This is a genomic window from Glutamicibacter arilaitensis, assembly GCF_044793945.1.
Taxonomy (GTDB): Bacteria; Actinomycetota; Actinomycetes; order Actinomycetales; family Micrococcaceae; genus Glutamicibacter; species Glutamicibacter arilaitensis_B.
The window spans coordinates 1,725,118-1,743,710 of the sequence record NZ_CP084994.1; the positions used below are offsets into that span (position 1 = coordinate 1,725,118).

Below are 18,593 nucleotides of genomic sequence, written 5' to 3' on the forward strand. Positions count from 1 at the left end.
TGCGCGGCGCCAACACCGCAAAGTTGCCGGTCCGCATTTAGTCGATGCAACTGCGCCGCAAGGCCTGTGGGCCGGGCTAGGATCGAATCATGTATGGAATAGTTTCGGCATCCGGGACGGGCGCGGGACTGCTGCTGCTCGCCCCGCTGTTCGCCGTCATAGTCGCTGCGGTGGGAGCCTTCGTGGCGATTAGATCCTTGCAATTCCGGACCAAGATCGACAGCGCCGGGCAATGGTGGGCGCGCGTGGAAAACGCCGTGGACCATTGCCTGGCGGACAGCACGGTGGAGCAGAACTTGGGCACCACCATGCTCGCCCACCTCCAAGGCCAAGGCGAGATGCCAGACGGCTTGGATGACGCACAGCGCCGGGAGTGGGCGCATCTGAGTAAATTGCGCTGGAAGGTGCAACCCGAGGATCTGGCGATGATCCACGATATCGTCAAGGATCTGGCGCTGAGCAAGTCCCGGCGCTTCACTTCCATGGGAATACGCTTGAATCCAGAGCTGCGCCCCGAGCACGAGACCATGATGCGCCAGGCGCAGCTGGCGCTGCAGATCGACCAGAAACTGGGGCGCGTCAGCGACCCGGAGATCCTGAAGATCTTCACCAGCGAGTAGCTAAGCCTCCAGGCTCAGCTGCCGCGCGTGGAATGCGAAATGCGCACTGGGGTAGGCGTAGATCTCCGATAGAGACATGGATCGAGAGAAAAACGGGTCCCAGCGCTCCGGGAAATCCGTTCGCCGCGCTAAGGCCGCAGGGCTCTCGCGTTCCAGCGATCGTTCCAGGGCGAGCATGGTGCGCCGCAGCCGGCGCTCCATGCGCCGGTGGTTGAACACCAGTGCCGCCGCGCAGGAACCGGCGTAGTTCACCGGATGGAACAGCGGGGTTCCGGCGTTCAGCAGTCGCGAAAACCCCGATTGCACTCCGGCTGGAGCACGCACCAGCAAATGCACCAGCGGGATCAGGACGCGGACCACCATGTACCCGAACACCATATGGAAGAGCAATTGCTCATTGGTCCAGCGCGTTCCCGAGCTCCTGCGGCGCAGGCCCGCTGGAGAGGCCCCACGCAGATAGCCTTGCAAGCTTTGCGCATCCTGCCGGTAGCCCTGGATGATCCGGGACTTGGCTTCCTCCATGGCGCTACCCCTTACGCAGAGATCTCAATCCGGCCGGTGAGCCGACGAACTTCATTGTAGGCTCCGCCAGAGCCCCTCAGCGAAGCATGCGCAACTCGATCATTTGCGGCACCTCTGGATCCGCCTTTTCGGCTCCGTCGAAGGCGAATCCATTGCGCAGATAAAAGGCCGTGGCCCGCGGATTGTCCCTCGCCACCCACAGCATCCCCGGCTCTGCTCCCAGCACCGCATCGAAAAGGGCCTGCCCGATGCCCGTCCCATGAGATTGCGCCAGCAGATAGAGACTGTAGAGCTGCAGCTGGCACTCGCCGTCCAGGCTCGGACCGGCGAGCGCCAAGCCGACCAGTTCTCCTTTTTCTTCGGCCACGACCCGGCGCAGCTTCGGGTTTTCATCGCCGATCAGGCGTCCCCAGAGCAGGCGGCGTGACTCAAGGCGTTGAGCGGTGAAATAATCCGCGGGCAATAGATGCGCATAGCTTTGCTTCCAGCATTGGGTATGCAGCTGGGCAAGCGCCTCGATATCCTTAGGTTCGGGGGCGCGCAGGGTGAAGTCCATGCCTTATCCGGCGGTGTATTCGTTCAGGTGCTGGCCGGTGAGGGTTCCGGAGTTGGCCAGCTGCTGCGGCGTTCCTTCGAAGACTATGCTTCCACCGTCATGCCCTGCGCCCGGACCCAAGTCGATCACCCAGTCTGCATGGGCGATGACTGCCAGGTGGTGCTCGATCACGATCACCGTATTGCCTTCATCCACCATTTCGTCGAGCAGTCCCAGCAGCCGGTCAACGTCCGCCATATGCAGGCCGGTGGTGGGTTCATCCAGGATGTAGGTTCCCTGCCCCTTGCCCAGGTTGATGGCGAGCTTCAGGCGTTGGCGCTCCCCGCCGGAGAGGGTGTTAAGCGGTTGGCCGAGCTTGATGTAGCCCAGCCCCACCTGGTTCAGCCGTTCGAGCATGGCTTTGGCCTTGGGGATTTTGAGCTGTTCGAACGCTTGTTCGATACTCAGGTTGAGCACCTCGGCGATGTTCAGCCCCTCCAGGCGGTATTCGAGGACCTGCGCGGTGTAGCGCTTGCCTTCGCAGACCTCGCAGAGCAGCTGCACCCCGGCCATGGTGGCCAGGTCGGTGTAGATGAAGCCCACCCCGTTGCAGTTCGGGCAGGCGCCTTCCGAGTTGGCGCTGAAGAGCGCCGGCTTGACGCCATTGGCCTTGGCGAAGGCTGCGCGGATCGGGTCCAGGATCGAGGTGTAGGTGGCTGGGTTGCTGCGCCGGGAGCCGCGAATGGCGGACTGGTCCACCACCGCGACGTCGTCGCGCTTGGAAATGGTGGAGTGGATGAGCGTGGACTTTCCGGAGCCCGCCACCCCGGTGACCGCGCAGAGCACGCCCTTGGGGATGTCCACGTCCACATTTTTCAGATTGTGCGTGCTCGCTGCGCGGATCTGCAACGGATCCTTGCCGCTGCGCACATTTTGCTTCAATGGCACGCGGGCGGAGAAATGCCTGCCGGTGACGGTGTCGCTGGCCAAGAGGCCCTCGAGGTTCCCCGCGTAGCTGATATTGCCACCGTGCAGCCCGGCGCCGGGACCGAGATCGATCACGTGATCCGCGATCTTGATGACCTCCGGCTTGTGCTCGACGACCAGCACCGTGTTGCCCTTGTCGCGCAGGTCGCGCAGCAGGTGGTTCATGCGCTGGATGTCGTGCGGGTGCAATCCCACCGTGGGCTCATCGAAGACATAGGTGACATCGGAGAGCGCGCTGCCGAGGTGGCGGATCATCTTCACGCGCTGCGCCTCGCCGCCGGAGAGGGTGCCGGCCGGGCGGTCGAGCGAAATATAGCCCAAGCCGATCTGGATCATGGAGGCGAGAATCGCGCGCAGATTCACCAGCAGGGGAGCTGCATCTTCGATATCCAGTTTTTCGAGCACTCCATGCAGGTCGGTTACCTGCATGGCGGTCATCTCTGCGATTCTCAGGCCGGAAATCTTCGAGGCGCGGGCCTTCTCGCTCAAACGTGAACCCGCGCAGGCCGAGCAGGGTGCGGTCGTGGAGATCCGCGCGATCCAATCGCGGATATGCGCCTGCTTGATTTCCCGGCCCGAGTGAATGTAATTGGACTTGATCCGGGTGATCAGCCCGGCGTAGCTCATATTCGCCCCATTGAGCTTGACCTTGCCCGGTTCGGCATAGAGCATCCGCTCCAGCATCTCCTTGGGCATTGCGCTGAGCTTCACCTCCAGATCCGGCTCGGTTCCCGCGGTCAGCGTTTGCCATAGCCATGAATCCGGGGCGAAGTTCGGAGCCTTGATGGCCCCCTCGTTCAGCGTCTTGTCCCAGTCAAGCAGTTCATCCAGATCGATGCTAGCCTCGGTGCCAAATCCTTCACAGGTCGCGCACGCCCCTTCGCCGAGGTTGAACGAATACGCTCCGGCGCCCCCGGCGCTCGGCGTGGAATAACGCGAGTAGAGCACACGCAGCAGCGAATACGCGTCGGTGGCGGTGCCCACCGTGGAGCGGGAGTTCGCTCCCATGCGTTCCTGGTCCACCACGATCGCTGCCGACAGGTTCTCCAGCACCTCGACATCAGGGCGCGGCATCGAAGGCATGAAGGACTGCACGAAGGAAGTGTAGGTTTCATTGATCAGGCGTTGCGACTCCGCAGCGATCGTGCCAAACACCAACGATGATTTCCCCGACCCGGAAACACCGGTAAACGCCGTAATACGACGCTTGGGAATATCGGCATCCACACCCTGCAGGTTGTTCTCCCGTGCTTGGCGGACGCGGATCATATCGTGGGTATCTGCAAGATGCTGGGTCATGAACTAAATCCTACCCAGTTCCCGCAGCAACTCTCGGGCGCGGATTCGCAGTTCGTCGCTCAAATTGTGCAACGGGGCAGGCAGCGCGGAGTCCGACACCATCCCGAGTTCGCGGGCCAGCCCAGCAATGGCGCGAGCACTGCCTCCGCAGGCGGTGTAGAAGTCCCACAAATGAGCAAGTTGCCCCGATGCGGCGAGTGCCAATTCATGCTTTCCCTCCTTGGCTGGAGCCGCGATCCGCAGAGCCAGCGCCGGTAGCGTCCCGGCGAGCACGCTGTACCACCCATCGCATCCGGCTGCCAGGCCAGCGGCGGCGAAAGCGTCTCCCGAAATCCCCAAGGTGACATCCGCTGGGATCACCGAACGGATCGCTTTGATACGCTGTTCGGCTTGGTGCGGGTCCGACGGCAGCGGGGGGATCTTGATCGACACCACATTGGGCAATGCGCTGATGCGCGCGTAGAGCTCCAGGCTGAAGCTGAAGTGAGTGGTGCCCGGATTGTCATAGAGGATCACCGGGAGCGTACTCGCCTGACAGACAGCGGCAAACAGCGCAAAAACCTCCTCGTCACTCAACGGTTGGTAGCTCACCGGCGCCAGAAGCAATCCTTGGGCTCCGGCCAGCTCGGCTGAATGCACATTCGCCATAACCTGCGAGGTGCGTAGCGCACCGACGCCCACGAATACCGGCATACCGTTGGCATGCGAAACCGCAAGGCCAGCTACCCGTGCGCGCTCGCCGGAATCGAGGTAGGCATACATGCCGGTGGAACCGAGCACGGTGATCGAGTCCACGCCGCTGGTGGACAGCCGCTCGATAAGCTCGATGAAGCCAGGCTCGTCGAGCCGGTCCTCAACTAGGGGAGTGAGCGGGAAGGCGCTGAGCCCGGAAAACATTTCGAAGTGCTCCAAGTCATTTGCGGATAGACGGATGACCCTCATTAAACACGGGGGTGCCACGAGGGATCCGGCTGCCACGCGTGATGCTCGCCTCGCGGCAGAATATGACGCGGTGCAAGTAACTTTGTGCCCCCAACGACTAGGCGCGCTAGCGTTTAAACGTTGTCTGGAGACGAAACGCTGCGCGAATTCGCCTCGGCCGGGATTTTCTGGACAAAAAGCGAGAGTTATCGGCGCCGGGTGACGTCTCATCCATAGACGAAGCCCATGGTTTCTATGAATCGAAGCCAAGCCCTAACATTATGGAAGCATGTCGTACGCCACAAAAGCGCGTGGGCTCGACGCCGGACTGCTCGTCACTCATCATTCGTTACCTTGAAGGAAGCCCATGAACCTGTTGAAAAAGATCCCGCTACTTGGGTGGATCCTCGTTGCTATCGTCCTGGGCATTCTGCTTGGACCGGTTATGCCCGTGGGACTGGGCAGCGTATTCCTCACGTACAACTCGATCTTCTCGGGATTCCTGAGCTTCATCGTGCCCCTGATCATCTTGGGTCTGGTAATGCCCGCTATTGCCGAACTGGGTAAGGGCGCCGGCAAGTGGCTCGGAGTGACAGCACTGATCGCTTACACCTCGACCGTTCTAGCCGGTCTGTTGGCCTACTTCGTGGGTCGCTGGTTGTTCACCGCCTCGCTCAGCGGTGGCGGAGTTGAATCACTCAGTGAGGACTCCGGATCCGGATTCGAACCATACTTCTCACTGGTCAGCTCCGCCGGTGAAGGGGCAACCGAGATTGTCCTGGAACCAGTCATCGGTGTGATGAGCGCGCTGATCCTCGCATTTGTGATCGGTATCGGCCTCACCGCATTCCGCAGCACAGTACTCTTCCGCGGTGCGGTCGAATTCCGTACGATCATCGAAATGGTGATCCGCCGCATTATCGTTCCGGCTCTGCCATTGTTCATCTTCGGTATCTTCCTTGACCTTTCGGCCAGCGGCTCGGCTATGACCGTGGTAACCAAGTTCCTGCTTGTTGCCCTAGTGTCCTTCGCCCTGACCCTGGTGGTCCTGCTGGTCCAGTACACGGTGGCCGGCTCGATGACCGGACAGAACCCGCTGAAGGCACTGTGGAACATGCGCGACGCCTACTTCACCGCCTTGGGCACTTCCTCCTCCGCGGCAACCATTCCGGTCACCCTTGCCTCGGCGAAGAAGAACGGCGTCTCCGATTCGGTGGCAGGGTTCGTGGTGCCGCTGGGCGCGACTATCCACCTTTCCGGCTCGATGGTCAAGATCACCTGCTTCTCCCTCGCGGTGCTGCTGCTCACCGGAGGCGACGTTTCCCTCGGCGCGTTCTTGCCATTCATCTTGATGCTTGGCGTCATGATGATCGCAGCTCCCGGTGTTCCAGGTGGCGCTATCGCTGCCGCCGCTGGCTTGCTGGCGCAGATGCTGGGCTTCGGCGAGGTCGAGGTTGGCCTGATGTTCGCCGCCTACATCGCGCTGGACAGCTTCGGCACCGCCACCAACGTGACCGGCGACGGCGCCATTGCGTTGATCATGCACAAGCTCACCCGCGGAAAGCTTGGCGCGCAGGCGCAGGATCCTGCCGATGAGAAGGTCGAGGTCATCACGGGCAGCGATACCGCTTCGCACACCCTGGGCGACTAATTCTTCGCACCACCCCAAAAACCACGCAGGACCAACGCACAAAGCGTTGGTCCTGCGTGGTTTAAGGCCTCAATCCGTCGCTGGTGGCTACTTCGTGCCGGCCGGAACTCCGATGCGATCCAACAAATCGTTGGCTACCTCGGCGAAGTACCGTTCACCCCATTGCGTGAGGTACCCCTGCTCGACCAGTTTCGCATCGACCTTGCCGATCAGTTCCAGATAATCCGCCCGGGTCCCGAAGCTCTTCGCGAATTCTTCTGCAGAGATCAGCTCCATCGAACCATAGACCGCGCCCGGCTGCGCTGCCCCACGGAATTGGCCCAAAGAATGCTCGAGCAGTCCGTAGCGAAGCCCTCCAGCGACATTGCCGTCCGCAGCGAGTTCCAACTGGCCCGCTGACTGCTCGAACCACTTGGAGGGCGCGGCTTCGCGATTTCGCTTGGACCAATCGATCAGCGACTGTGTGGCCGCAACCACCGCAGGTTCCAGCGGGTAGGTATTCAGCGAGTCGCGGAACGCCTCATCGTGCACCGCGGTATTCGGCAGCCTTCCGGATCGGTAGATTTCGGCGTCAGCCGGGATGACCGGCGAGAGCAGATCGGTGTGCGCGGTACCCGGCACCTGCCAGTGCCGCCGATTGGCTGGCAGCTCCTTCTCGGCGAGGGTGGCGGCCCCGAACAGGCCCGCATCGCCCTCGGCGGTCACCGTGATGAACGGGACATCCAGCGCCGGCTCGGAGCCGGGCGCGGTCACCAGCCCGCCGGTCTGCGACTGCGCCAGGGGACGCTCCAGAACGGCGCCGACGGTGTTCAGATACCCGTCGAAGACCGGTCCGCGGTTAGCTTCGGTGACGAGCCCATGGAAGTTCGAGGCATAGGTGTTCAGATAGAGCCCCGACTGCGACTGGCCCATGAGCAGCACGGTCTTCGCCTGCTGCCCGCCGAGCACCGCACGGCCCGGCTTGCTCTCCAGCAGCGTGCCCACCTGGGTGATGATGTCCCAGGCGAGTCCTTCTTCGGCGCCGGGCACCACCATGAACGGATCGAAGGACGAGGGGTCATCGCGGTCGGCGATAATCGGCTCGCGCTCAGCATCCTCGACATCCCAGCTCAACGGCGCGTAGCGTTCGGGGTCGAAGTTCTTCAACGCGTCGACCTGGATGGGTTTGGAACTCACGCCAATGATCGTGTGCCCTTCTTCTGCGGCCCAATCCCACATGCGCCGCAGATGGTCTTCGCCGGGAAAACCGTTGGAGGCATTGAGGATGTCCACGAGCACCACGCCGGAAGAATCTGCCTTCTTGGCTGGGCGGCGCACCAGCATGTGGTTGGTGTAAGGAACGTTTTCGGTGACGACCTGCAATTCGCCTTCGGGATTCTCATAGACATTCGCTTCGCCGCGCAGGAAAAATTCCTCCTCCACGTAGCCTAGGTCCGAAACATCCACCGGCACCCGGGCATGCTCCAGCGCCGACCAGGGATAGCTGTCCTCGGTGACTGCGATTGGTCCGAGCACCTGCGGGACAGCTTCAAGCGTGTTGCTCTCCGCCTGCGCAGTCTTGGACGGGGAAGCGCCGGCCGGGGACGCGAGCGTTGCAAGGCTCAGCGCGCCGATGCAGGACACCGCCAGAAGCTTTCGGTATCGACGGTTTCCGAATTGATGAGGCACGATCCACTCCTTCGTGGGGAAAGTTGATGATCGGGATGCACCTGCGCACCCCTGGACGCCAGCGTGTCAGAGGTCACTTGGGGCAGTCCACTGGTTGCCATAACTTGCCAGCGGCTCGTTGGAATCCACGCGAAAATGCAAATGGCCCGGTGATTCGAACAGCAACTGCTGTCCAAAGCACCGGGCCACCTGAGGCGTTTCAGCGGGAAATCAGATCCACATCGCCGGATCGATATATTCCGCCGGATCCACCGCCGGCTTATGCTCTTCAGGCTTGCGCGGGCGATTCTGCGCCGGAATGCCGGTGACGATCGAGCCTGCCGGTGCATCCTTGACGACCACCGCATTCGCGCCAACGGCCGAGTCGGCGCCAATGGTGATCGGACCCAGGATTTTCGCCCCGGCTCCGATGACCACGCGATCCTCGATGGTCGGGTGCCGCTTGGTCTTTGCCAGCGACCGGCCGCCCAGGGTCACGCCGTGATAGAGCATCACGTCGTCGCCGATCTCGGCGGTTTCGCCGATGACGATTCCCATGCCGTGGTCGATGAAGAAGCGCCGCCCAATCGTGGCACCGGGGTGGATCTCAATTCCGGTGATCGCGCGGTTGGCCTGCGAGAGCAGCCTGGCCGGCCAACGCAGTGAGGGGTTCTGCCACATTTTATGCGCCAGCCGGTGAATCCAGATGGCGTGCAGTCCTGAATACACGAAGAAGTTCTCGGTATCGCTGCGTGCTGCCGGGTCGTGGGAGCGAGCGTTGGCGAGGTCTTCGCGTAACCGGAAGAAAAAACTCATAAATACAACCTTCATAGTGCTTGCAGCAAGCTGGCGTGCCCTTGAATTGGTCACATGACAAATCGGCGCGAACCGCACCGTGGACTTATTAAGATCCAACGACGGGCCACGCCGATTTATTCGCGGAGCAGGAAACTATTTCTTAGCCGCGGATGTCATCGAACAGCAGGGTGGAAATGTAACGCTCGCCAAAGTCAGGGATTACGGTGACGATCTGCTTGCCAGCGAACTCTTCGCGGGCCGCGATCTGCAGTGCACCCCAGACGGCTGCGCCGGCGGAAATACCGCCGAGGATGCCTTCCTTGACGCCCAGTTCACGTGCCACGGATACCGAATCCTCGATCGACGCGTCGAGTACCTCGTCGTAGAGCTCGGTATCGAGCACCTCAGGGATGAAGTTCGCGCCCAGACCCTGAATCTTGTGCGGGCCTGGCTTGCCGCCGTTGAGGATTGGCGAATCCTTTGGCTCGACAGCAACGATCTTCAGGTTAGGGTTCTTTTCCTTCAGGTAGCGTCCAGCACCGGTGATGGTGCCACCGGTACCGATACCGGCTACGAGCACGTCGATCTTGCCGTCGGTATCGGCCCAGATCTCCGGGCCCGTGGTGTCCGCGTGCACCTGCGGGTTCGCGGTGTTCGCGAACTGCTGCGCCCAGATGGCGTTCTCCGAGGTGGCAACGATTTCCTTGGCCTTTTCCACCGCACCGCGCATGCCATCAGCACCCGGGGTCAGCACGATCTCGGCACCATAAGCGCGCAGCATCACCCGGCGCTCGGTGGACATGGTCTCGGGCATGGTCAAGATGACCTTGTAGCCGCGGGCCGCGCCAACCATTGCCAGCGCGATGCCGGTGTTGCCACTGGTGCCTTCAACGATGGTTCCACCTGGCTTCAAGTCACCGGACTTTTCTGCAGCATCAACGATGGCTACGCCGATACGGTCCTTGACCGAGTTCGCTGGGTTGTAGAATTCCAGCTTCACTGCGATGCTGCCTGGCAGGCCTTCACCTAGGCGGTTGAGCTTCACCAGTGGGGTGTTTCCGATGATCTCGGTGACATTGTTGTAGATCTTGCCCATGTATACGCAATCCTTACGTGACTCGATGCAGGCCGCTGATGCCCGGCGAGGTTGGTTGGAGAAAGCCGTGAAAACGGCGTTTCATCCATAAAGTTTTCACTACTAACCCTAATCGGCTGACTCGCCGCTTAGTTCTCGTTAAGCCATTGAGCGTAATATTTCCTGACTTTTGCGAGCTTCGGGTCAATAATGACTCGGCAATACCCGACTTCTTGGTTCTCCGAGTAATAATCCTGGTGCACTTGCTCGGCCGGGTAGAAATCTTTTGACTCCTCGATGGTCGTCACGATCGGGCCCGGGTAAAGTGCCGCGTACTTTCGCATGCTCGCCTCGAAGACTCCGCGCTGGTTTTCATCCAACGGGAACATGGCCGAACGATACTGGGTTCCCACGTCGTAGCCTTGGCGGTTGAGCGTGGTTGGATCGTGCACGGTGAAGAACATGTCCAAAATGACATCGGCCGGAACTGTCTGCTCGTCAAAGATGACCGCGACCACTTCGGCGTGACCGGAGGTGCCGGAACACACCTGCCGGTAATCCGGGTTGCTGGTGTGTCCGCCCTGATACCCGGAAAGCACCGCGTGCACTCCGCGGGTGCGTTGGTACACGGCGTCGAGGCACCAAAAGCAGCCACCGGCTAGGACAAAGGTTGTCAGTTCGGTGTCCGCCACGGTCATCCGGGCGGAGAAACGATGGGGTGTGTCTAATCTGAGAATACTCACAGAGTCCATAACGTCGCGGCGTTGCATTATGTTCCTGACCCAGCTGTACCGCGTAGTGTGGAACTATGCAGAGCAAGGCTAATACCCCGCAGGATCCGGAGCAGAAGAACCCGACTTCGCCCTCCGCCAACTTATCTTCCGTGAGCGATGATGTGGTCGAGAACGATGCGACAATCGGTGCCACGACCCTGGGCGAAGTGCTTGAGGCCGTAGAAGAACTGTGGCCGCAGTCATTGGCCGAAGATTGGGATGCCGTAGGCCTCGTTACCGGTCGCACCACCGCTAAGGTGAAGAAAATCCTCTTGGCGGTCGACCCGACTATAGCTGTCATCAACGATGCGATCGCACGCGATGCCGACCTGCTGATCACGCACCATCCGTTGTTGTTGCGCGGGGTGACCCAGGTAGCGGGAACCGGCTTCAAAGGCGAAGCGATTCACCGGCTGATCGAAACCGGTACCGCCTTATTAACTGCCCACACCAACGCAGACAACGCGATCGGCGGCGTGAACGACGCCCTAGCTGACGCTTTCGGCCTCAAAGACTGCGTGCCGCTCGTTGAAACCAAGGATGGTCTGCCCGAAGAAGGATTGGGCCGTGTTGGATTCCTCGAAAAGCCGATGAAGCTGGAGGACTTCGCCGAACGCGTGTTCACCGTCCTGCCTGCGGTAGCCGGTGGCGTCCGTGTCGCCGGTGATCGTCTGGGCATTGTCCGCAAGATCGCCCTGTGCGGCGGCGCCGGTGATTCGCTCTTCGATGCGGTGCGCGCCCACAAGGCAGATGTATATGTCACCGCGGATTTGCGCCACCACCCGGCCAGCGAGGCGCGCGAAGCCGCCAACGGGGGACACCCCTTCCTGATCGACGTCTCGCACTTTGCCTCGGAATGGGTCTGGCTTTCCGCCGGAGCCCGCGCGCTGCAGAACGTGCTGCAGGACCTGGGACACGAGGTGGAAATCGAGGTGTCGCAGATAAACTCCGACCCTTGGGACTTCGTGCTCACCCCGTAGCGATGCTTCATCATCTTGAACTTTGGGTGGCTGACCTGAGCGCCAGTACCGGCTCGCTGGGCTGGCTGTTGTTGCGCCTAGGATTTGATGTTGAATCCACGTGGGCCAGCGGCGTCAGCTATCGACACCAAGAGTTCTACATTGTGCTCGAATCCGGACCGAACGTGATTGATGCGCCGCATCAACGCTGTGCCCCTGGAATGAACCACCTGGCCTTCCATGCCGGGAGCCGCGAGCAGGTCGAGGCACTGACCGCCGAGGCGCTCGATCACGGGTTCACACTGATGTTCCCTGATAAGCATCCGCACGCCGGAGGAGCAGAGCACTACGCCGCATACTTGGAGGACGCCGCCGGTTTCGAGGTCGAGCTGGTTGCTCACCGCTAGCGCAACCGCAGCTGGCGGTGACCCGGTGGATTCGGTTCCGGGTCACCGCCAGAAAATGCCTTTCGTCGCTAGCTCACCTTGACCTGAATGGTCTTGGTCTTGGTTTCTCCGACCTCATTGCTCAGCACCGCCTGGTACTGGTAAGTGCCGGGTGCTCGCTGGCTCAACGTTGAGACGGCTTTTTGTGCTTCGGGGGTAGCGACCGTCAGCTCCTGTTCGTCGACGAGCACACCATTCTCGTAGAGGCGATAGCCGCTGGCATTGGTGCCCCACCACATGTTGGTTTCAAGGTTCACCGTCCCGTCGGACTTCCCGGCGGATCCACTGAGCACGCCCGTAGTTGGGTCGGCGTCCGTAACCTCCACCTTCAATTCTTCGGTCCTCGTGGTTCCGGCAGCATTGGTGAGCACGGCTTGGTAGAGGTACACCCCGTTGGGCTTGCCGGCAACGTCCACCGTCGCCTGCTGGGCCGCAGGCGAATTCGGTTGGAGCTCTTGGCGGGAGATCTCCGCACCGTCCTCTAGCAGCACGAATCGTGAAGCGTTGGTGCCCCACCACAGGTTCATGCTGATGGTGAAGTCACCATCCTTCAGGCCTGTGTCATGTCCGTTATTGTGCGAAAGCACCGCACGCGCCGGCTGGTTGGTCTCTGTGTCCTGGGGCGCTTGCGGAAGCTGTGCGGCGGCCAACGAATATTGGGCTTCGACCTGACGCAAGCCATTTCTTGCCGTCGAAACCTCGGTGGAGGCCACGAGGGTACCGGCTTCGATATCCGACGCGGAAAGTTTTCTTGTGGCGCTCGCCGTCTGGGATTCTCCAATTTCCAGCGCGGAAATATCATTTCCGGCCCACTGCAGGTCCGTTAGCCGGACGTTGCCGTCGTTGGAAATTGTGAGCTCGTAGGCAACGACGTCACCGAGCGAGGCATAGCCATCGCCGTCCTTGTCGACGAATACCGGTTCGGCTACCGAGATGCCGAGCCCGGGATTGCGTTCAATGAGGTCTACTTCTTCCCCGGTGATCTGGTATTCGTCAACAATCGCATTGACCTCACTCAAGCGTCCCGAGGTCCAATGCGTTGAGGGGACGAAGAATCCATTAGCCAGATCGTCAGCAGTGACCTCATGGGCAGGGGTAGTGCAATTATAAGACTTGCCGGCGGCGAGGTTCGAATAGCGGCAGTTTCCCGAAGGGCTAGGCTCGCCCACCGGTTTGGCGGCGAAAGGTGAAAAGTTGCCTTCCGTGGGGACGATCCACTGGTTGATATTCCCCGTGTTTTTCACCAGGAAATGATAGGGAAGTTTTTCCCCGACCTGATAGGGATCCGCTGCTAGATCACGGTCGGCATCGCCGCGTTTTCCTGCGACGTCGATGCCCGTGACTTCCTTGCCTGCGATGGCGGTTTCGACAACAGCCTGCGAGGTTTTGCCCGCGTCGGTGGTGAACTGCAGTTGGAGGTTTTGCTGGCCGTTGGCTACGACGGAGATATCCACCGGCAGCGCCACCGTAGTGCTTTCGCCTGCTGGCAGGTTCTCTACATCCACCGGTGCCGCCGAGAAGTTTTCGGAGGAAACGAGCTGCACCGAACCGGAGAGCGGCTCGCTTTCCTGATTGGTGATGGTGACTTCAACATCGTGGGTGCTTCCAGCCTCGGCGCTGAAGCGATCGGCAGACAGTGGCGCGCAGACGTAGTTCAGCCACTGTTCATCGAAGGAAGCGAACTGCATATTGTTGGTGTAGCTCGCCTCGAAGAAGACTCCGAACTGCCCCTTGTCTAATGCGGTAGCTACCGAGTAGGCGGAGAATCCGCGGCGGATGGTGCGCAGACCGGGCCAGGTCTTGCCGTCGTCGCAGGAGACTCGTGCCGAAACATTCTCACGGGCGGTTTGGGAATTGGAGCCGGTGTAAAGCAGCTTCTTTGCATCTGCGCTATTTGCTTCGGCGTTTGGGTGCATTTGCGTCACATGAGCGTTATTTGTTGGATCAGGAAGGTTCTTGTCCTGTTCGACCTTCGAATAGCTATGCCCTCCGTCGTCAGAGATGGCAACTTTTCGGTAGCCGCCGCCTGCCGAATCGCGGGAGTTGAGCATGATACGCCCATCGGAAAGCTCGACAACTTTATTTTCATCCATCGAATGCCCGGTAAATTCGCCGCGCTGCCAGGTCTTACCGTGGTCATCGGAGTAGATCGAATATGCCTGGATGGATCGTGAACCGTCCGGCTGCATGACGTCGCCGGCGTACTGCTGGATCAGGCGCCCGGCGTATGGCCCCCGCGTGACCTGAATGCCCTCGCCGGATGTCGCGAACGTTCCACGGACTGCCCCCGGGACTGCGCTATCGCCCGGTTTGACTACGTCGGTGATCAACCGTGGTTCGCTCCAGGTTAGCCCGGCATCCGTCGAATGCACCACGGCTGCGCTCAAGACGTTGCGATTGGCGTCGTCATTGCCCCAAGTGCTTCCGTGGAAGCCCTGGTCTTTGGAATACACGAAGAAAGCGAAGACCTTTCCGCTCTCTCGGTCCACCACGTAGCTTGGATCCGAATAGCCGTATTTGCCTTCTGTTGCCGAGCCGGAAAATCCTTCGGCAATAGTGGTGAGCGGGCCCCATGTGGCGCCATTGTCCGTGCTTCGTCGTTGGATAATGCTGTTGGCATTGGGGGCATCGGCGGCGCTGCCTGGACGGGCGTCCCACGAAGTGATGACAACTCCGTTTCCAAGGTGCGCCAAAGCAGGGATGCGGTAGAAGAAGTTCTCCGCTGTACGATCCGCACCGAGATTGAGCTCGGAGTAGCTGCCGGGGGGAGTTTGGGGATCGGCTTCAACGACCGATGATGCTGCTTGCGCGCCAGGCGCCCAAGCCAGGGGCAATATCAGGGCTGCTGCGGCTGCTGCAGCCAGGGTCTTGCGGTGATTCTTGGAGTAAATCCGCACGGGCTAGCTTCCTCTCGAGAATGGGGGAGTCCGTGAATCAAATTGGACGTATGACGTAGGACGTCATACGTGAAGCCTATGTGAATCGCATCACGTTCGTAAGGGTGTAGTGCAATAATTCTCGAGCGAAAAGATGCAAAGCAGATTTCGTGGCGGGATACCCCTAGTCAATTTAGGCGCGCAAAGTCTAACAGGCAACGCGTTCGGAATTCTTTGCGCAGCTGTATTCAACCCGTCCCGACGGGCCTCAGCTTTGTTTGGGGATCATTTCGAGCGGTAATAATGTTTGGACACAGCAAGCCAATTAGATTTCACTCCCGGCGGCTTGCAGAAACTTGAATGCCCCAGCACTGCGTCAACAGTCTGGGGCGTGGCAACCGCTTACAAGGAGCGATCACGTGTCCAATAATACCCCGCGCACTAATGCGCGCACCACAGGCCGCGGTGTTTTTACCCCGGTCCCACATATTGCGCTGAACACTCGCGCAGCATCACTACCCGAAAGGCTACGCAGTCCGTGCACGCCAACACTCTACAGTCGAGTGGGATCTCTGGGCATGGGTAGATCAAGATCAAACTCTCAGCACCGATTACGTGCGCCGCGACGTGCCAGAATCCGCATTCACGCTTTCGCTTCCTCATCTGTCTGCGGTGACCAGCGATGCGTAAAGCAATTCAGCACACCGTTCAAGCTACCTTCTACAGCTCTCTGCTGTTCGCTATTGTCGCTATTCCACAGTTGTTGTGCGCTGCCCTCGGTGCACCTGTGACACTGTAAGGGGCGCCATGGGAACCGGAAGAATCGTAGATACCTGGCATAAGAAAGACAAGAGCCCTTCCTCGCGCTATGGCATAGGCCAGCGTTGGCAAGCCGTCTGGAGCGATGGTAAAGGCGGAGAGACTAAACGCTCATATCAGACGCAAGACGCTGCCAAGTCATGGATTGACACACAAATCTACGAAACTACGCGTAACCCGTACACACTCCGCCGTGACGTTACCTTCGAAGCCTATTGGGACCTGTGGAGGAGCAAACAGGCTCACCAACGGACGGCGTCTCTGCGAACCATCGACACACAAGGCAAGTAATGGATTCTGCCCTCATTCCGTGGCAGGACTATGCAAGAAATTACGCGGGAAGATGTACAGGCCGCCGTCAACGCGTGGTCAATGGTTCTGGCGCCGTCCACGTTTGAAGTGACCATGCGCTATCTGCGTGGCCTATTCAACGATGCTGTCTACAGCAAGCAAGTGAACGAGTCGCCATGTCAGCGAATTCGAATGCCGGAGCTTGTTCAGGCCGCGGGTATCGAACTGACAGATGACGTACTGAGTGAACTAGTCGCTGTTCTTCCTGCGCCCTACAATGACGCTGCCAGGATCTGCGCGGCCACCGGGTTACGCCCTGGCGAGCTCATCGGGTTGTCCAAGAAAGACATCAACTTCAAGGCCGGGCGCATTCAGCTGCGCGAACAAGACACCAGCACCAGCGCCTCGAACGTCAAGCGTGGCGCGCTGAAAACACGGTACTCCACGCGCATATCAGTTTCGGCCCTAAGCTCGCCAGTATCCTGCAGCGCCTTAGCGACGCCTCAGGCAGGAGCGGACGCCTGTTTCAAGAGAATGGCAAGCCGCTCCTTCGCACTCACTTCCAAGCGGCATGGAACGACGCTAGGAAAGAGCTCGGAAACATCGGCCCCGGCTGGCACCAGCTGAGGCACTACCATGCGAGTGCTCTAATTTCACGCGATTTTTCCCCTGTCGCCGTCGCCTCCCGAGTTGGCCACAAAGACGCGAACAAAACTCTTCGGACTTACTCACACATGTGGTTCGACGAGGATGACCGTTTAGCGGAAGCTTCGGAGGCCAACATCTAACTGGCCATTACTCTCATGCGCGCTCTTTTCGATTCTCAGCGCCTAAACGATGAATCCCCGGGATACTCACACTCACTGGCCGAACCGCGGCCAGACCGTCGCGCAAAGGCCACGCGCACACGACGGGCTACACCTGCTCGCTCTCATTCTGAGAGTGGGCTACTGGTGTTGGAATGGCGCAGGCAGTGAGCGGTGGGCGCCGGAAATTTCGGGGCAGGGGCAAGAGCAAGCCCACCCGTGGGTGCCCGCTAGCGCGCAGCGCCACTAGTCGTATGTTGGCTAAGATATGTTGTTTCTATGGAACTCGGTGAATTGATACTCCCCGCAGCTATAGGCGCAGGTGGAACAATTTTAGGTGTATTGGTGACAAACAGCCATACAGTTAGACTCGCAAGACTCAATCACAACTACACGAGGATCGGCGCTGAGAGGCTCAGGCTGGAAGAGACGGCCCAAGTTCTAGAGCGCTGGACTAATAATATGATCGCTATCCTGCCGTTCTACTATCGGGCAGAGACCTCGGATCTCATTGAATTCGTTGATACTGATTCCGGTAAGAAGAACCGCGAGGATGGCGAAAGACTTAAAAATCTCTTGACTTCGGGCAAAGTGAATTCAACATCACCTCAAGTTCAGGATGCTTACCGGCAGCTGGCAAGCCTGTGGGCAAGTTTCACCGACAAGTCGATACATACCTTGACGCTCAAGAAGAACGGGCATACGCCGGAATCTTCGTATGTGGACGCCATGGAGTTCCGAGAGAATTTCACCAAAATCGTTGACCACATTGGGATCCTCTTGAATGCGCCCGAGCCCAGTTGGGTAAAGAAGTTCTGGTTGAACCTTCGAGAAATGATTCGCGGCAAGTTTACGCGGAATAGTGGTGGCGCATAAGACTATTAATTCCCCTCCGAATGAGGGATAAAGCCCGCTGGAACTTTCCGAATTTACGGAAAGACCAGCGGGCATAGTGGAGAGATTAGTCTTGCGAAACAGGCGTTTCTACCTTCGTAGGTACTGCGTTCATTGCCAACACATACGATGCCGAAGTTGCTGCAGCAATCTGTTTCAAGTAGCCAGTGATTGCCGTTAGTAGGCCGATAGGAACTAGAGCGAATAGAACGGGCGTGCCACCCGATAGCGCGATAGCAATAGCAAGCAATAGGCCTATCGCAGCGACGAGCAAGCCGATAGTTTGGAGTACGCCACCTTCGCTTTGAACGTGTTTGACAGTCGGCGGAGTGTAAGTATTCTTTCCCATGATCCTGACCATAACAACAGAACCTATTCTCTGAGCTATTCGTTGCGAGTGATGATGCCGGTTAGGTATTCGGTCCACTCACGAGTTTCCGGATTGTAGCTATCGCATTTCCACGGAGACTAGTTCATTCGGTTCATGGCTTCCCAGTGTGCTCACCATTTGTCGTTGGCGGTTTTGTTCTTCGGAGATTGAATTTTCGTCGTCGGTGTTTTTTGGAGATTTTTTGGCAGCAGCCGTTTTTTGCGTGGGCTCCCTCGTAAGTTGAGAGAACGACGATGGGTATTCCTCTAATTTCTCCTCTAGGTATTCCTCAGTTGTTCCTGAG

General features: G+C 59.4%; 17 protein-coding genes. 7 read left to right on the plus strand and 10 right to left on the minus strand.

Annotation, left to right across the window (positions count from 1 at the left end):
- Positions 1–89: 89 nt before the first annotated feature.
- Positions 90–620 (plus strand): hypothetical protein, encoded by a 531-nt coding sequence (locus LG294_RS07920; protein WP_404291168.1) that lies wholly within the window; start codon positions 90–92, stop codon positions 618–620.
- On the opposite strand, the gene LG294_RS07925 is transcribed toward LG294_RS07920, so the two are convergent.
- The 4 genes from LG294_RS07925 to LG294_RS07940 form a co-directional block, all read right to left on the minus strand.
- A complete protein-coding gene (locus LG294_RS07925; RefSeq protein WP_404291170.1) occupies positions 621–1,142 on the minus strand; it encodes a DinB family protein in 522 nt (173 codons plus the stop codon). It lies immediately after the preceding gene.
- A 76-nt stretch (positions 1,143–1,218) separates the two neighbouring features.
- Positions 1,219–1,698: a GNAT family N-acetyltransferase gene (locus LG294_RS07930; protein WP_404291172.1), complete on the minus strand. Its 480-nt coding sequence runs from the start codon at positions 1,696–1,698 to the stop codon at positions 1,219–1,221.
- A gap of 3 nt (positions 1,699–1,701) precedes the next feature.
- Entirely contained in the window at positions 1,702–3,963 is a 2,262-nt protein-coding gene (locus LG294_RS07935) for an ATP-binding cassette domain-containing protein (protein WP_404291174.1), read from the minus strand.
- Between the two features lie 3 nt (positions 3,964–3,966).
- The gene (locus LG294_RS07940) at positions 3,967–4,860 is read right to left on the minus strand and encodes a dihydrodipicolinate synthase family protein (protein WP_404291176.1); all 894 of its coding nucleotides are present in this window, start codon (positions 4,858–4,860) and stop codon (positions 3,967–3,969) included.
- Positions 4,861–5,251: 391 nt separating this feature from the next.
- Here LG294_RS07940 and LG294_RS07945 point away from each other — a divergent pair, with 391 nt between their 5' ends.
- Positions 5,252–6,535: a dicarboxylate/amino acid:cation symporter gene (locus tag LG294_RS07945; RefSeq protein WP_404291178.1), complete on the plus strand. Its 1,284-nt coding sequence runs from the start codon at positions 5,252–5,254 to the stop codon at positions 6,533–6,535.
- An 87-nt stretch (positions 6,536–6,622) separates the two neighbouring features.
- Here the strand turns inward: LG294_RS07945 and LG294_RS07950 are convergent, their stop codons facing one another.
- The 4 genes from LG294_RS07950 to msrA form a co-directional block, all read right to left on the minus strand.
- Complete coding sequence (locus LG294_RS07950) at positions 6,623–8,203, minus strand: alpha/beta hydrolase domain-containing protein (protein WP_404291180.1); 1,581 nt, start codon at positions 8,201–8,203, stop codon at positions 6,623–6,625.
- A gap of 210 nt (positions 8,204–8,413) precedes the next feature.
- Positions 8,414–8,998 (minus strand): serine O-acetyltransferase EpsC, encoded by a 585-nt coding sequence (gene epsC / locus LG294_RS07955; protein ID WP_404291182.1) that lies wholly within the window; start codon positions 8,996–8,998, stop codon positions 8,414–8,416.
- A gap of 142 nt (positions 8,999–9,140) precedes the next feature.
- Positions 9,141–10,076, minus strand: coding sequence for a cysteine synthase A (cysK, locus tag LG294_RS07960; protein ID WP_404291184.1), 936 nt, complete (start codon positions 10,074–10,076; stop codon positions 9,141–9,143).
- A 128-nt stretch (positions 10,077–10,204) separates the two neighbouring features.
- On the minus strand, positions 10,205–10,732 hold the full coding sequence (msrA, locus tag LG294_RS07965) for a peptide-methionine (S)-S-oxide reductase MsrA (protein WP_404291688.1): 528 nt from the start codon (positions 10,730–10,732) through the stop codon (positions 10,205–10,207).
- A gap of 131 nt (positions 10,733–10,863) precedes the next feature.
- Between msrA and LG294_RS07970 the strand changes: the two genes are divergently transcribed.
- Both LG294_RS07970 and LG294_RS07975 read left to right on the plus strand, forming a co-directional pair.
- Positions 10,864–11,808: a Nif3-like dinuclear metal center hexameric protein gene (locus LG294_RS07970; protein WP_404291186.1), complete on the plus strand. Its 945-nt coding sequence runs from the start codon at positions 10,864–10,866 to the stop codon at positions 11,806–11,808.
- The gene (locus tag LG294_RS07975) at positions 11,784–12,194 is read left to right on the plus strand and encodes a VOC family protein (protein WP_404291188.1); all 411 of its coding nucleotides are present in this window, start codon (positions 11,784–11,786) and stop codon (positions 12,192–12,194) included. Before LG294_RS07970 ends, LG294_RS07975 begins: the two co-directional genes overlap by 25 nt.
- A gap of 68 nt (positions 12,195–12,262) precedes the next feature.
- Here LG294_RS07975 and LG294_RS07980 read toward each other — a convergent pair whose 3' ends face one another.
- Positions 12,263–15,130 (minus strand): exo-alpha-sialidase, encoded by a 2,868-nt coding sequence (locus LG294_RS07980; RefSeq protein WP_404291190.1) that lies wholly within the window; start codon positions 15,128–15,130, stop codon positions 12,263–12,265.
- Positions 15,131–16,249: 1,119 nt separating this feature from the next.
- Here LG294_RS07980 and LG294_RS07985 point away from each other — a divergent pair.
- From LG294_RS07985 to LG294_RS07995, 3 genes are all read left to right on the plus strand, one after another.
- Positions 16,250–16,846 (plus strand): hypothetical protein, encoded by a 597-nt coding sequence (locus tag LG294_RS07985; RefSeq protein ID WP_404291192.1) that lies wholly within the window; start codon positions 16,250–16,252, stop codon positions 16,844–16,846.
- Positions 16,741–17,007 (plus strand): tyrosine-type recombinase/integrase, encoded by a 267-nt coding sequence (locus tag LG294_RS07990; RefSeq protein ID WP_404291690.1) that lies wholly within the window; start codon positions 16,741–16,743, stop codon positions 17,005–17,007. Before LG294_RS07985 ends, LG294_RS07990 begins: the two co-directional genes overlap by 106 nt.
- 297 nt (positions 17,008–17,304) lie before the next feature.
- Positions 17,305–17,901, plus strand: coding sequence for a hypothetical protein (locus LG294_RS07995; protein ID WP_404291194.1), 597 nt, complete (start codon positions 17,305–17,307; stop codon positions 17,899–17,901).
- An 85-nt stretch (positions 17,902–17,986) separates the two neighbouring features.
- Here the strand turns inward: LG294_RS07995 and LG294_RS08000 are convergent, their stop codons facing one another.
- Positions 17,987–18,268, minus strand: coding sequence for a hypothetical protein (locus LG294_RS08000; protein WP_404291196.1), 282 nt, complete (start codon positions 18,266–18,268; stop codon positions 17,987–17,989).
- Between the last annotated feature and the right edge of the window lie 325 nt (positions 18,269–18,593).

Excerpts from the sequence above, each read along its gene's own strand:
- LG294_RS07920 (WP_404291168.1), top strand. The coding sequence starts at position 90 with ATGTATGGAATAGTTTCGGCATCCGGGACGGGCGCGGGACTGCTGCTG.
- LG294_RS07925 (WP_404291170.1), bottom strand. The coding sequence starts at position 1,142 with ATGGAGGAAGCCAAGTCCCGGATCATCCAGGGCTACCGGCAGGATGCG.
- LG294_RS07930 (WP_404291172.1), bottom strand. The coding sequence starts at position 1,698 with ATGGACTTCACCCTGCGCGCCCCCGAACCTAAGGATATCGAGGCGCTT.
- LG294_RS07935 (WP_404291174.1), bottom strand. The coding sequence starts at position 3,963 with ATGACCCAGCATCTTGCAGATACCCACGATATGATCCGCGTCCGCCAA.
- LG294_RS07940 (WP_404291176.1), bottom strand. The coding sequence starts at position 4,860 with ATGTTTTCCGGGCTCAGCGCCTTCCCGCTCACTCCCCTAGTTGAGGAC.
- LG294_RS07945 (WP_404291178.1), top strand. The coding sequence starts at position 5,252 with ATGAACCTGTTGAAAAAGATCCCGCTACTTGGGTGGATCCTCGTTGCT.
- epsC (WP_404291182.1), bottom strand. The coding sequence starts at position 8,998 with ATGAGTTTTTTCTTCCGGTTACGCGAAGACCTCGCCAACGCTCGCTCC.
- cysK (WP_404291184.1), bottom strand. The coding sequence starts at position 10,076 with ATGGGCAAGATCTACAACAATGTCACCGAGATCATCGGAAACACCCCA.
- LG294_RS07970 (WP_404291186.1), top strand. The coding sequence starts at position 10,864 with ATGCAGAGCAAGGCTAATACCCCGCAGGATCCGGAGCAGAAGAACCCG.
- LG294_RS07985 (WP_404291192.1), top strand. The coding sequence starts at position 16,250 with ATGCAAGAAATTACGCGGGAAGATGTACAGGCCGCCGTCAACGCGTGG.
- LG294_RS07995 (WP_404291194.1), top strand. The coding sequence starts at position 17,305 with ATGGAACTCGGTGAATTGATACTCCCCGCAGCTATAGGCGCAGGTGGA.
- LG294_RS08000 (WP_404291196.1), bottom strand. The coding sequence starts at position 18,268 with ATGGGAAAGAATACTTACACTCCGCCGACTGTCAAACACGTTCAAAGC.